Below are 13,016 nucleotides of genomic sequence, written 5' to 3' on the forward strand. Positions count from 1 at the left end.
ATCCATGTGGTGCAGCGCTATCTCGGACACGCCTCCCCGGCGATGACCCTGCGCTATGCCGCCACCCTGCAAGCGACCGCCGAAGCGGAGTTCCTGCGGCACAAAAAGATCGGCGCCCATGGCACCGATATCACCATCAGCCCGTCCGACATCTACGACATGACCCAGCTCTCGGCCCGCACCGACCGGGTGCTGCCCAACGGGGTATGCCTGCTGCCACCGGTAGCCACCTGCGACAAAGGCAACGCCTGCTTGTCATGCGGGCATTTCGCCACCGACGCCACCCACCTCGACGAACTGGTCGACCAACGCGCCAGGACCCTGAAACTGATCGACGTCCGCCGCGAACAGTACCGTGCCCGCACCGGGCGCGAGCTCACCGACGACAACGTGTGGATCCATGAGCGTCGACGCGAAATCGCCTCCCTGGACGCCATCCTCGACCGGCTCCACCGCGACGACGTGACCGATGACGGCGCAAACAGCGTCGCCGGTGCGGGTACCGCCAACCGGGCACCCACGATGCAGACTGCTGCCCGCGGAAGCCACGAATCAGTGTTGCGCAAGGCTGACCCGGACACGCCGCGATGAGTCGCCCCAAGCCGCCGCCACCCACCCAGAAAGCACTGAATGCGCTGGCCGAATACCGCGACGGCCGCAGCGATGAGAAGCGGCGTGCCGTCGAAAAAGCGATCGCCTACCTGCGCAAGACCAACGCCGACATCAACTTCTCCACCGTGTCCCGCCGCGCCAAGGTGTCCCGCAAGACCATCTACAAACACGACGACCTGGTGGCCCTCATCAAGCAGTACCGCGGCCGGCATACCGACCGAGAACCGGCATCGGCCGGCCGCGAAACCAGCATCGACGCTGCGCTGCGCCACCGGCTCGCCGCCAAAGACAAAGAGATCGCCGCACTCAAAGCCACCGTGGCAGAACAACAATCAACGATCGAGCTGCTCTACGGCCAACTCGACACCCTTCACGAACAGATCACCTGATCATCTCACCGTGGGGCGGTCATTCCGGAGCATCCCAGCTGACCCGCGCGCGCGGCGACGGTGTCCAGCTCACCTGTCGGCTAAGTGCAGCAGTCGGGGTCGAGCACCACGCAGAGTGCTTGGAGCGCTTCGGGTTTGACGCGGTGAAAGACGTTCATGCCGCGACGGTCGGAGATCACCAGCCCGGCTTTGCGGAGTTGGCCCAGGTGGTGGCTGACGGTGGATTCGCTCAAGTCGAGCGCCCCGGCCAGTTCCCCGCTGGTCTCCTCGCCGGGGCGCGAACTGAACAGTAGAGACATGATTTTGACCCGCATCGGGTCGGCGAGCGCCTTCAGGCGCATCGCCACCGCCAGGGCGTCGTCGTCGCTGATCGGGCCCGCGGCTACCGGGGCGCAGCATACCGGCGCGGACATGTCGATCACGGGCAGCGCTTTGGGCATGACCCCATCCTGCCACCAATCTTGACATATATCAAAAAGGTGGCATCCTGAGGTCGACGCGTCAATTCGATATATGTCTCAGCCCTAGAGGAGGCGGATTATGTCCCGTGTTCAACTCGCCCTCAATGTTGATGATCTCGATGAGGCGATCACGTTCTACTCCAAGCTGTTCAACACCACTCCGGCGAAGGTGAAGCCGGGCTATGCCAACTTCGCCGTCACCGAGCCGCCGCTGAAGCTGGTGCTGCTGGAAAACCCCGGTAAGGGCGGCACCATCAACCACCTCGGCGTCGAGGTGGAGTCCAGGGAAGCCGTCCATGCCGAGATCGCCCGGCTGACCGGCGAGGGGCTGTTCACCGACGAGGAGATCGGCACCACCTGTTGCTTCGCCACCCAGGACAAGGTCTGGGTGACCGGCCCGGCCGGGGAGAAATGGGAGGTCTACACCGTGCTGGCCGACTCCGACACATTCGGCGCCAGCCCACAGCACCTCGACGAATCCAGTGAGGGTGACGGTGATGTGTGCTGCGGCGGCGCATCCAAGGAGTCAGATCAAGCCGCAGCATCCTGCTGCTAGCCGACCGTTCGCGACCTGCCGCGGCCGTGGCCACACGGGCCGCGGTAGGCGCATGATCGGGGCATGGACCGCGACGCCATCGCTGCCGATCTGGAGCGCGCGCGTGTCACGTTTCACCAGCTACTGGCGGCCGCCGGTCCCGACGACTGGGGCGCCCCGACGCGCGGAACCCGTTGGACCAACGAGCAATTGCTGTTCCACATGGTGTTCGGCTACATGGTCGTGCAGCGACTGCTGCCCCTGGTGCGGGTGATGGGCCGACTGCCTGACCGCGTCAGCGTCACCTACGCCCGGGTGCTCAACGCCGCGACCACGCCGTTTCATCACGTCAACTACTACGGATCGTGTGCCGCCGCCCTGGTTTACAACCGGGTCAGGATGGGCGCCAAACTCGACCGGGTCATCGCCGCGCTGCAACAACGACTCGCCCGAGAAACCGACGACTCCCTGCGCCGCGGCATGCACTTCCCGCCGGGATGGGATCCGTTCTTCTCCGATTACATGACGCTCGAAGACGTCTACCGCTACCCAGGGCGCCATTTCGACTTCCACGCGGCCCAGCTCATCTTCACCTGACGTTCATTTGCCATCTGATTCGATAGCTGTCAATATCGATGTATGTCGAAGTCCCGGGAGATGTTGGCCGATCAAGTGTGTTGCCCTCCGGGCGCCCTGCTGCACGAACCCATATCGGCGGCGGTGGCGGCGGATATGGCGGTCAAGCTCAAGGCGCTGGCCGATCCGGTGCGGCTGCAGCTGTTCTCGGCGATCGCCAGCCACGCCGGCGGCGAGGCCTGCGTCTGTGACATCTCACCCGGGCTGGAAGTCTCCCAGCCGACCATCAGCCATCACCTCAAAGTGCTGCGGGACGCTGGATTGCTGACCTCGCAGCGCCGGGCGTCGTGGGTGTATTACGCCGTGGTGCCCGAAGCGCTGGCCAGCCTGGCCGTGCTCCTCGGCGCGACCACCGCCCACACCGTGGCGGGAGTATCGGCATGACCGACACCACCACATCCCCTCCAGCGGTCGTCGGCAAGCTCTCCACCCTCGACCGGTTCCTGCCCTTATGGATCGGCGCGGCCATGGTCGCAGGGCTGCTGCTGGGCCGCTGGATCCCCGGCCTGAACACCGCTCTGGAAAAGGTTCAGATCGACGGGATTTCGCTGCCGATCGCCCTGGGCCTGTTGATCATGATGTATCCGGTGCTGGCGAAAGTCCGCTACGACCGCCTCGACACCGTCACCGGCGACCGCAAACTCCTGCTCTCCTCACTGGTCCTGAACTGGGTGCTCGGACCCGCGCTGATGTTCGCACTCGCCTGGCTGCTACTGCCCGACCTGCCCGAATACCGCACCGGCCTGATCATCGTCGGACTGGCCCGCTGCATCGCCATGGTCATCATCTGGAACGACCTGGCCTGCGGAGACCGCGAAGCCGCCGCCGTCCTCGTCGCGCTCAACTCGATCTTCCAAGTCATCATGTTCGCCGTGCTGGGCTGGTTCTACTTGTCGGTGTTGCCCGGCTGGCTCGGCCTGGAACAAACCACCATCGACACCTCACCGTGGCAGATCGCCAAATCCGTACTCATCTTCCTCGGCATCCCGCTATTGGCCGGCTACCTGTCCCGCCGCATCGGCGAGAAAACCAAGGGCCGCGACTGGTATGAGGCCAAGTTCCTACCGACGATCGGCCCATGGGCCCTCTACGGTCTGCTGTTCACCATCGTGATTCTCTTTGCCCTGCAAGGCGATCAGATCACCCACCAACCCTGGGACGTCGCCCGCATCGCCCTACCTCTGTTGGCGTACTTCGCCGTCATGTGGGGCGGGGGCTACCTGCTCGGCACGCTGTTGGATCTGGGTTATGAGCGCACCACCACCCTGGCGTTCACCGCCGCCGGCAACAACTTCGAACTGGCCATCGCCGTGGCGATCGCCACCTACGGCGCCACCTCCGGCCAAGCGCTGGCCGGGGTCGTCGGCCCGCTCATCGAAGTCCCGGTCCTGGTCGGATTGGTCTACGTCTCGCTGGCGCTACGTAATCGGTTCAGCCACCACACCTCCCAACACCTGCCCACCGGCTCGACGACGAGAACGGAACCAGCCGATGACTGACAGCCCCGTCACCCACCAACTGCGCCACGACCTCTCCATCGACCAACAACTCGCCCTGAAAACCGCGGCGAGCCGTCTGCACGGCGAGTTCGACGGCACCTTCGGCACCGAAACCATCGAACGGTTCCTCTGCTCGTCCTACGACCAGTTCGCCGGCCGCGCCACCATTCCCAACTTCCTGCCGCTGCTGGCCGAACGGTTCGCCCGCCAGCGCCTCCACGCCCTGGCCCGGGTGGAAGGCAAGATCAGCGACGGCAAACCGACCGTCCTGTTCCTATGCACCCACAACGCCGGCCGCTCCCAGATGGCCCTCGGCTTCTTCACCCACCTGGCCGGCGACAACGCGATCGCCTGGTCCGGAGGGTCAGAACCCGGCAACGAGATCAACCCCGCCGCCATCGAGGCCATGCACGAAGTCGGGATCGACATCACCGGCGAATACCCCAAACCCTGGACCGACGAAATCGTGCAAGCCGCCGACGTCGTCATCACCATGGGCTGCGGCGACGCCTGCCCCATCTTCCCCGGAAAACGCTACGAAAACTGGGAACTCCCCGACCCCGCCGGCCAAGGCCTCGACGCGGTCCGCCCGATCCGCGACGACATCGAAGAACGCATCCACCGACTCCTGACCGATCTGAACGTGCCCATCACCCGCTAATCGCGAAAACCCAAGGAAAACACCGATATGGCCGACAGATCCGTGTTGTTCGTCTGCGTCAGTAACGCCGGCAAGTCGGTGATGGCCGCCGGGCTCATGCGGCAGATCGCCGGCCCGCACATCCGCGTGACCTCGGCGGGCACCCACGCCAAGGGTGCAGTCAACCAACAATCGGTGCAGGCATTGGCCGAAGTCGGCGTCGACATCAGCGACCATCAGCCCACCCAACTCACCGAGCAGATGCTCGACGAGGCCGATCTGGTCGTCATCGTCGGCACCCAAGCCCAACTCGAGGACCATCCCGGCACCACCATCCAACGGTGGGACACCGACGAACCCTCCCTGCGCGGCATCGACGGCATCGACCGCATGCGAATCATCCGCGACGACATCACCACGCGCGTCCAGGCCCTGGCCGCCAACTTGTCCACCGCGGCCGCACCACCCGCCGGCCAGTCAACACAATCCGACCGCCGAGACGGTTGAGGGCCACCCCGCTGCCGTTCGCCACCGATTGAGGGTTGCATTCCGTACCTAGGTACGGGTTTATCGTCGACGTATGGCCAGCGAGGAAACTACGGGTTGGGTGCCCGATTCGTGCTCGTTACCCACGGTTGATCGGCCGTTGCGGGTGGCCGAGTTCGACGGGCTATTCGGTCAATCGGTGCTGCGGTCGGTACGGGTGAGTGCCACACGGTTGGATCTTGTGCTGGCCGCCGACGCCGAGGCCGCTGCCCGCGACCTGGCGGCACGCGAAGTCGGCTGCTGCTCGTTTTTCCGCTTCGACTTCGACACGGCCGGTTCGGATGTGGTGATAAGCATCGGCGTTCCCCCGTCGCACACCGACGTGCTCGACGCCCTCGCACAGCGGATCGGTGACATGACGACGGGGCAGACACGGTGAGCGACAGCGGATTGCGCAGCGGGCAGGTCGCGGCCGCAGCCGGGGTCAACACCGAGACGCTGCGCTACTACGAGCGACGCGGCCTGCTGCGCCAGCCGCAGCGATCACTGGGTGGACACCGCCTATACCCACCGGAAACCGTGACCATGATGCGGGTGATCAAGGCCGCGCAACGGTTGGGCTTCACCCTCGACGAAGTCGCCGACCTGTTGGCCGCCACCCGACTCGGTAGCCGCTCCGAGGCCGGACTACACACCCGGGCGGCCACCAAACTGGCCGAGGTCGACCAGAAGCTCGCCGAACTTACCGCCGTGCGCGACACGCTGCGTGCTGCGCTCGCCGCGGGCTGTGACGACCTCCTCGCCTGCGCCGAAAGCCCCTGCTGCCCACTACCATTCACCGCAGAACCCGACAACGAGACGAAAGGCGGCACCGGTGGCTGCTGCTGACGACCGCGCCCGCAAGGCGTGGTGGGCATCGATCGGCGTCGGGGCGCTGGCATGTGTGGGCTGCTGTGTGGTCGTGCCACTGCTGGCCGCGGCCGGCATCGCCGGCGGTGGCATGCTGCTCGTCGGTTCCCGGTGGCTAGAGCCACTCGGATTCGCGCTCATCGCCGTCGGAGTCGTCGGGGTGGTCGTGTCACAGATCCGCGCCTACCGCCGACGCGGAGCCGACACCTGCCAGTGCACTCGTCCGAACACGAACACCAGTTGCCGGTGCCGACGATCACAGCCGGCAGCGGCCCCAGTGCCCGGCCAGGTCTCCTAGGGTCATCACCATGGTGATCCGTTCAATCCTGTTGTTCGTGTTGGCCGCGGTCGCCGAAATCGGAGGCGCGTGGCTGATCTGGCAAGGTGTGCGCGAGCAACGCGGCTGGCTATGGGCCGGGCTCGGCGTCATCGCACTCGGAATCTACGGGTTTGTCGCCACCCTGCAGCCGGATGCGCATTTCGGCCGGATCCTGGCCGCCTACGGCGGCGTGTTCGTCGCCGGCTCACTGGCCTGGGGCATGGCGCTGGACGGGTTTCGACCCGACCGCTGGGACATCATCGGCGCCCTGGTCTGCCTGGCCGGCGTCGCCGTGATCATGTACGGCCCACGCGCGCACTGACACTTCCCCAGGAGGGGCATGCTGTGATCGAGTTCCTGTCCTGCAGCACCGGCAATGTCGTCGGAATCCGGTTCAGCGGCAAGCTGAACCGGCAAACCTACCGCGACGTGCTCGGCCCACGAATCGACTCCCTTCTGGAGCAGTACACCACGTTGCGGGTGCTGATCCTGATCGACGAATCCTTTGAAGGCTGGACCCTTCCCGCGGCCTGGGCCAACACGATCTTCGACCTCAAACATCGACGTCACTTCGACAAGATCGCCATGCTGGGCGCCCCGAAATGGGAAGAATGGTGCGTCAAAATACCCGCGGCACTGCTCATCCGCGGTCAACTGAAGACGTTTCCACGCGATCAACTCGAACCCGCATGGGACTGGCTTCGCGCATAGCGCCCGCTGAGCGGTCAGGCCAGCGTCAGCCAGCAGCGCCACCACTGGTGGTGGGCCTATGTGTGCGTTGCAGCCGCCGTCGGCGCTTCGGTCGTGGCACCAGCGGCCAGTGGTGTGGTGCGTCCGGCGCGCACACCGTTGGCGATGACGACGATTTCGTGCACCGTGCCTATGTCAACCTAAATTGGCTCCGCCTGGGCGGTGTCAGTTGGCCCCGCCTGGAGGCGTGCAGAACTCGCGCGGGTTGAGCGAAGCTGGATGTATGCGTGTGGAGCTTCTCACGAGCCCGGGGTGTCCGAATGCGGCGGCGGCTCGGCGCTTGCTCGCCGAGTGTCTGTCTGAGGTGGGTATCGCTGACGATGTGGTGGTGGAAAGGGTCGGTGCATATCCATCGCCGACGGTGCTCGTTGATGGTGTGGATATCATGAAGCCGGGCACTGAGTTGGCAGCTGATGCATGCCGATTGGACCTTCCGACCAGGGATCGCGTGCTGGCGGCGCTGCGGAGTGCGACACCGTTGACCTGATCGATCCGGGGTTTCACCCCGTTGCTCGGCCGACCCCTCTTGGCTGTGACGTGATCCTGTTGCGCCCCGAGTTCAACTGGCTGTCGTGGTTTCCTGGGTGCGGGTGTGTGCCAGCCGGTGGGAGTCGGTTCCGGTTTCGATGATGGCGCCCCGGAGGGGTTTGGTGCGTCCGGCGCGGACCCCGTTGGCGATGACGACGATTTCGGCGAGTTCGTGCACGGCGACGACCGCGGCCAACCCCAGCATCCCGGTGAGGGCGAGCGGAATGAGTACCGTGATCAGGCCCAGTGAGAGGCCGACGTTTTGCAGCATGATGCGCCGGGCACGGCGGGCGTGGGCGAAGGCTTGGGTGAGGTGGCGCAGGTCTTCACCCATGAGGGCGACGTCGGCGGTTTCGATCGCCACGTCGGTGCCCATTGCGCCCATGGCGATGCCGAGGTCTGCGGTGGCCAGGGCGGGGGCGTCGTTGACGCCGTCACCGACCATGGCCGTCGAGGAATGTTGGCGCAGTTGACTAATCAGCGCGGCCTTGTCTTCGGGCCGCAGATCAGCATGCACCGTATCGATCCCCACCTGCTTGGCCAGGGCGGTCGCGGTCGCTTGGTTGTCACCGGTCAGCATCGCCACCTGATAACCCCCACGGCGTAACGCCTCGACGACCCGGGCGGCTTCGGGCCGTAGTTCGTCACGCACCGCGACCGCCCCAATGACCTGACCGTTGTCTTCGACCAGCACCGCGGTCGCCCCGGCGGCCTGCATCTTGGCGACCTGTTCGGCCAGCGGGCCGGGATCGAGCCAGCCGGGCCGACCGAGCCGCAACCGGCGGCCGTCGCGATACCCGGTGAGGCCGGCGCCGGTGACCGCCTCCACCTCCTCGGCGGGTCGGACCGGGCCCTCGGCGGCGGCGAGGATCGCTGCAGCCAGGGGGTGTTCGCTGCGGGCCTCCAACGCCGCCGCGACCTCCAGCACATGCTCGCGGGTGGCGCCGTTGGTGGTGGCGACGTCGATGACGGTGGGCTTGTTGGCAGTCAATGTGCCGGTCTTATCCAGCGCCACGGTGCGGACCGCGCCCAGGGCTTCCAGCGCCGCGCCGCCCTTGACCAGGACGCCGAGCTTGCTGGCCGCGCCGATCGCGGCGACCACGGTGACCGGCACCGAGATCGCCAGCGCGCATGGGGAGGCCGCCACCAGCACCACCAGGGCGCGTTCGATCCACACCAGCGGATCACCCAACACGCTGCCGATGGCCGCGATGAGGACGCCGGCGATCATGATCGTCGGGACCAGGGGTTTGGCGATGCGGTCGGCCAGGCGCTGGGCTTCGCCCTTGCGGGACTGCTCGGCCTCCACGATGGCCACAATGCGGGCCAGCGAGTTGTCGGCGGCGCTGCTGGTGACCTCGACCTCGAGCACCCCGGTGCCGTTGATCGACCCGGCGAACACCTCATCACCGGGCCCGGCCTCCACCGGCACGGATTCGCCGGTGATCGCCGAAACATCCAGCGCGGTACGGCCTGAGACGATGACCCCGTCGGTGGCGACGCGTTCACCGGGTTTGACCAGCATCCGGTCACCCACCCGCAATTCGCTTGGCGGGATGATGGTTTCGGCGCCGTCGCGCAGGACGGTGGCCTCATCGGGCACCAGCGACAACAGGGCGCGCAGGCCGCGGCGGGTGCGGGCCAGCGAGTATTCTTCGAGACCTTCGCTGATGGAGAACAGGAACGCCAGCATGGCGGCCTCGCCGACCTCGCCGAGGATCACTGCGCCGACCGCGGCGATCGTCATCAGCGTGCCGACCCCGATCTTGCCTTGGGTCAGCCGGCGCAGCGTCGAGGGCACGAACGTGTAGGCCCCGATCGCCAACGCCAGCGCATACAACCCGATTTCGACCGGGCGGGGCCCGCCGGCCCCGCCGACCACATACCCGGCCAGCAGCACCACACCCGCCACCGCGGCGGCGCGCAGTTCGGTGATCTCCCAGAGCCGTTCGGGTTCGTGCTCGTCGTCGCTACGTTCGTCGCTGCCGCAGCCACACGCCTCACTCATCGAGCAACCTTCTTCCGCTGATCGGGGAGGCCGTAGTTGGGGCACAACGCCACCGCGTTGCCGGTGGCCTCCAGCACCGCCTCGGCCGCGCGCAACATCTCCAGCAGCTCCGGGCGGGCCAGCCGATACACCGAGGCGCGGCCCTGCGGCCGGAAATCCACCAACCCGCAGTCACGCAGGCAGGCCAGATGCGCCGACACCGTCGACTGCGCCAACCCCAACTCGCCCGTCAGATCCACCACCCGGGCCTCACCACCCGCCAGGCGGCGCAGGATCGCCAACCGGGTCGCATCCGAGAGGCTGTGAAACAACGCCGTCGCCGCATCCACATTCCCGCACACCGCGGGATCGACCGAACCACTTTTCATCGCCACATAACGATGATAGCGTCCAATGCTATTGATCGGTCAACCTCGCCAACATCGATGCCATGCGATATAGCCGCCGATCCCACGAAAGAGGTATCTGAATGGCGCGCGCCAGCCGCATGTTGCTCACCGCGTTCGTCATCGCCGCGATGGCGATCGGTGCGCTGGTCTACCTGTCGGTGCGCGACCGTGACTCGACCGCCCCAGCGCAGTCCGATACCAGCGAGATCGGGCAGGTGGTGCGGGAGAACAGTCACCGGCTCAACTCGGTGCCTGAGAGCAAGGTGACGTTCGTGGAGTTTCTCGACTTCGAATGTGAGGGTTGCCGCGCGGTTTACCCGGAGATCGAAAAGTTGCGGGCTGAATACGGGGACCGGGTGAATTTCGTGATCCGCCACTTCCCGCTGCCAGCGCACGTCAACGCCGAGCGGGCCGCCCGGGCCGTGGAAGCCGCCGCCCAGCAGGGCCAGCTGGAGGCGGTGTATCGCAAAATGTATGACACCCAGGCTCAGTGGGGTGAAAAGCAAACCCCGGCCGATGACGTATTCCGTGGATTCGCAGCAGAACTCGGCCTGGATATGGCCGCTTTCGACGCGGCCTACGCCGATCCCGCCACGCTGGAGCGCATCCGGCTCGACATGGCCGACGGCCGGGCCTTGGGGGTGCAGGGCACGCCGACGTTTTTCCTCAACGGCACCCGCATCCAACCGCACAGCTATGAAGACCTCGCCAAGGCCCTTGATCAAGCGCTCGCCGAGAACTAACCGCGCCGTCCCACGTCCATCGGCTTTAACGCCCATCTCCACATCGGCACCTATCCCAGTCCCGGCCAGGAGGTTTCACCCATGCCCGCCACCGCGCTCATCTTCTACGTGATCTTTGCCGTCTTAGGGTTCGGCTGGCGCAGTTGGACCCAATACCGCCACACCGGATCCACCGGATTCCGCGGCATCCACGGTCGGCCCGGGTCGCTGCAATGGTTGGCCGGTGTCGGATTCATCGCCGCCATCCTCGCCGGGGCGGCCGCGCCCCTGCTGCAACTGCTCGACATCCTCACCCCGATGGCCGTGCTTGATGCGCCGTGGATCCAGACCACCGGCATAGTGCTGGCCGTCGCCGGGATCGCCGCCACCGTCCACGCCCAACGCGACATGGGCCCATCGTGGCGCATCGGAGTGGACCCCAGCGAAACAACCACATTGGTGCGCCACGGCGTGTTCGCGCTGGTACGCAACCCCATCTTCACCGCCATGCTGATCTTCGCCGCCGGCATCACCCTGATCACCCCAAACCCGCTTGCCCTGGCCGCCTTCGCCGTCTTGTGGGCCACGATCGAACTGCAGGTACGAGTGGTCGAAGAGCCCTACCTCAACACCATCCACGGCCAGGCCTACCGGGACTACTGTGGGGCTGTCGGCCGGTTCGTTCCCTACATCGGACGCCGCCTGACCGTCTGACCGCCGACGCGAGGTGAACCATGCCCACCGATGATCGCACCGCCCGCTGGAACCGGTACTGGGACAAGAAATCTCGCACCTATGACCGTGAGATCGGGTTCTTCGACCGCCACCTGTTCGGCGACTCCCGCCAATGGGTCTGCAGCCAAGCCACCGGCGACGTCCTGGAGGTCGCGATCGGCACCGGACTCAACCTTGCCTTCTACCCCGAGAACGTCACCCTGACCGGGATCGACTGGAGCCAGCAGATGCTCGACATCGCCCGCCAACGCGCCGCCGACCTCGGTCACCCCGCCACCCTGCAACAAGCCGACGCGCATCACCTGCCGTTCGACGATGCCAGCTTCGACACCGTCGTCTGCACCTTCGGGCTCTGCGCCATCCCCGACCACACCCAAGCCCTCACCGAAATGACCCGAGTCCTGCGCCCCGGCGGAAAACTCATCCTCGTCGACCACATCCGCAGCAGCACCGCCCCAGTCCGAGCCGTGCAGCGGGGCCTCGAACTATTCACCATTCCCCTCGGCGGCGAACACTTCCTACGTCGCCCCCTAGAGCACCTGCGGGCCGCGACCGACCTCGCGATCGACCATCGTGAGCGGTTCACACTCGGCCTCGTCGAACGCGTCGTCGCCCACAAAACCCCTGCCACCTGACCTGCCCTGCAGCCAAGGGGTCCGAGCGGGACACCATCACGAAAGCAGCCGCACATGACCGAATTCACCAGACGCGCCGCACTTGCCCTACTCAGTGGGGCAGGGGCGATCGCCGCACTGGGATACCTGTTGCGCACCAACAGTATTCGCATGCCCACCGGGAACGCCAACGGTCCCGGCATGATGGGCGGAGTCTCCGGCACCGACATGGATCGCTACATGACCATGTTCGCCCGCCACACCGAACTGCGCCGCACCGTGGAAAACATCCCCGGAGGCATCCGTACCACCACCGAATCCGACGCCCCCGATCTCGTCGCGCAACTGCACGCCCACGTCTCCTCGATGTATCAGCATCTCGACCAAGGCGCCGAAGTGAGCTGCATGAGTCAAAGCCTGCCCACCCTGTTCCGCCATGCAACCGACTACCAGCGGCGAATCACACTGACACCTAACGGAGTTATCGCCACCGAGACCTCCTCCGACCCCGAGCTCACCAACACCATCCGCGCCCACGCACACGAAGTCACCGGCTTCGTCACCGACGGCATGCCCGCCATGATGGGCCCGATGATGGGCGGCCGCGGAATGATGGGCTCCTGAATCGTCGCGTCAACCAGAACGCACCAACCAACCCCTAACCGGAAACACCAACAGCCTAACCTGTTTCCGATCAGGCCCGACTAGATCAGATCGCCTCAGCGGGAACAACAGTAAACATCAGAATCTGACCCCAGATAACAGATTGTGGGCCCGGGCCGCA

The 13,016-nt window shown here is 65.8% G+C and carries 19 protein-coding genes and 1 pseudogene; 17 read left to right on the top strand and 3 right to left on the bottom strand.

The features are described from left to right. A pseudogene (locus A5779_RS31085) lies at positions 1-591 on the top strand (tyrosine-type recombinase/integrase); the annotation flags it as partial. Continuing rightward, positions 588-1,001, top strand: coding sequence for a DUF6262 family protein (locus tag A5779_RS31090; RefSeq protein ID WP_064887704.1), 414 nt, complete (start codon positions 588-590; stop codon positions 999-1,001). The pseudogene A5779_RS31085 and the gene A5779_RS31090, both read left to right, overlap by 4 nt. A gap of 80 nt (positions 1,002-1,081) precedes the next feature. Here the strand turns inward: A5779_RS31090 and A5779_RS31095 are convergent, their stop codons facing one another. Next, positions 1,082-1,441: an Rv2640c family ArsR-like transcriptional regulator gene (locus A5779_RS31095; protein WP_036432606.1), complete on the bottom strand. Its 360-nt coding sequence runs from the start codon at positions 1,439-1,441 to the stop codon at positions 1,082-1,084. A gap of 100 nt (positions 1,442-1,541) precedes the next feature. Between A5779_RS31095 and A5779_RS31100 the strand changes: the two genes are divergently transcribed. From A5779_RS31100 to A5779_RS31150, 11 genes are all read left to right on the top strand, one after another. Continuing rightward, positions 1,542-2,018 carry an ArsI/CadI family heavy metal resistance metalloenzyme gene (locus A5779_RS31100; protein ID WP_036432603.1) on the top strand — a complete coding sequence of 159 codons (477 nt, stop codon included), beginning with the start codon at positions 1,542-1,544 and terminating at the stop codon, positions 2,016-2,018. A 63-nt stretch (positions 2,019-2,081) separates the two neighbouring features. Then, positions 2,082-2,594, top strand: a complete 513-nt coding sequence (locus tag A5779_RS31105) for a DinB family protein (protein ID WP_036432600.1) — start codon at positions 2,082-2,084, stop codon at positions 2,592-2,594. A gap of 42 nt (positions 2,595-2,636) precedes the next feature. Then, positions 2,637-3,017 (top strand): ArsR/SmtB family transcription factor, encoded by a 381-nt coding sequence (locus A5779_RS31110; protein WP_064873926.1) that lies wholly within the window; start codon positions 2,637-2,639, stop codon positions 3,015-3,017. Next, positions 3,014-4,132, top strand: coding sequence for an ACR3 family arsenite efflux transporter (gene arsB, locus A5779_RS31115; protein ID WP_036432593.1), 1,119 nt, complete (start codon positions 3,014-3,016; stop codon positions 4,130-4,132). Before A5779_RS31110 ends, arsB begins: the two co-directional genes overlap by 4 nt. Beyond that, the gene (locus A5779_RS31120; protein WP_036432590.1) at positions 4,125-4,793 is read left to right on the top strand and encodes an arsenate reductase ArsC; all 669 of its coding nucleotides are present in this window, start codon (positions 4,125-4,127) and stop codon (positions 4,791-4,793) included. The genes arsB and A5779_RS31120 overlap by 8 nt, the downstream gene beginning before the upstream one ends. A gap of 27 nt (positions 4,794-4,820) precedes the next feature. Continuing rightward, positions 4,821-5,279, top strand: coding sequence for an arsenate-mycothiol transferase ArsC (locus A5779_RS31125; protein ID WP_036432587.1), 459 nt, complete (start codon positions 4,821-4,823; stop codon positions 5,277-5,279). Between the two features lie 73 nt (positions 5,280-5,352). Beyond that, positions 5,353-5,697, top strand: a complete 345-nt coding sequence (locus A5779_RS31130) for a hypothetical protein (protein ID WP_036432584.1) — start codon at positions 5,353-5,355, stop codon at positions 5,695-5,697. After that, entirely contained in the window at positions 5,694-6,146 is a 453-nt protein-coding gene (locus tag A5779_RS31135; protein ID WP_036432581.1) for a MerR family transcriptional regulator, read from the top strand. Before A5779_RS31130 ends, A5779_RS31135 begins: the two co-directional genes overlap by 4 nt. Beyond that, positions 6,133-6,465, top strand: a complete 333-nt coding sequence (locus tag A5779_RS31140; protein WP_036432580.1) for a hypothetical protein — start codon at positions 6,133-6,135, stop codon at positions 6,463-6,465. Before A5779_RS31135 ends, A5779_RS31140 begins: the two co-directional genes overlap by 14 nt. Positions 6,466-6,475: 10 nt before the next feature. Further along, entirely contained in the window at positions 6,476-6,808 is a 333-nt protein-coding gene (locus A5779_RS31145; protein ID WP_036432578.1) for a YnfA family protein, read from the top strand. Positions 6,809-6,831: 23 nt separating this feature from the next. Then, positions 6,832-7,197 (top strand): SpoIIAA family protein, encoded by a 366-nt coding sequence (locus A5779_RS31150; protein ID WP_036432576.1) that lies wholly within the window; start codon positions 6,832-6,834, stop codon positions 7,195-7,197. 598 nt (positions 7,198-7,795) lie between these two features. Here A5779_RS31150 and A5779_RS31160 read toward each other — a convergent pair. Further along, on the bottom strand, positions 7,796-9,772 hold the full coding sequence (locus A5779_RS31160; protein WP_036432573.1) for a heavy metal translocating P-type ATPase: 1,977 nt from the start codon (positions 9,770-9,772) through the stop codon (positions 7,796-7,798). Further along, positions 9,769-10,140, bottom strand: a complete 372-nt coding sequence (locus A5779_RS31165) for an ArsR/SmtB family transcription factor (RefSeq protein ID WP_047036712.1) — start codon at positions 10,138-10,140, stop codon at positions 9,769-9,771. The genes A5779_RS31160 and A5779_RS31165 overlap by 4 nt, the downstream gene beginning before the upstream one ends. A 101-nt stretch (positions 10,141-10,241) precedes the next feature. On the opposite strand from A5779_RS31165, the gene A5779_RS31170 reads away from it, so the two are divergent. The 4 genes from A5779_RS31170 (at position 10,242) to A5779_RS31185 (ending at position 12,856) form a co-directional block, all read left to right on the top strand. Next, positions 10,242-10,904, top strand: a complete 663-nt coding sequence (locus A5779_RS31170; protein WP_036432571.1) for a DsbA family protein — start codon at positions 10,242-10,244, stop codon at positions 10,902-10,904. Positions 10,905-10,985: 81 nt separating this feature from the next. Further along, entirely contained in the window at positions 10,986-11,597 is a 612-nt protein-coding gene (locus tag A5779_RS31175; RefSeq protein ID WP_036432568.1) for a methyltransferase family protein, read from the top strand. Between the two features lie 20 nt (positions 11,598-11,617). Then, positions 11,618-12,253: a class I SAM-dependent methyltransferase gene (locus A5779_RS31180; protein WP_036432566.1), complete on the top strand. Its 636-nt coding sequence runs from the start codon at positions 11,618-11,620 to the stop codon at positions 12,251-12,253. A 54-nt stretch (positions 12,254-12,307) separates the two neighbouring features. Continuing rightward, entirely contained in the window at positions 12,308-12,856 is a 549-nt protein-coding gene (locus tag A5779_RS31185; RefSeq protein ID WP_036432564.1) for a hypothetical protein, read from the top strand. Positions 12,857-13,016 lie beyond the last annotated feature (160 nt).

The sequence above is a fragment of the Mycolicibacterium peregrinum genome (assembly GCF_001665625.1).
GTDB classification, from domain to species: domain Bacteria; phylum Actinomycetota; class Actinomycetes; order Mycobacteriales; family Mycobacteriaceae; genus Mycobacterium; species Mycobacterium peregrinum_B.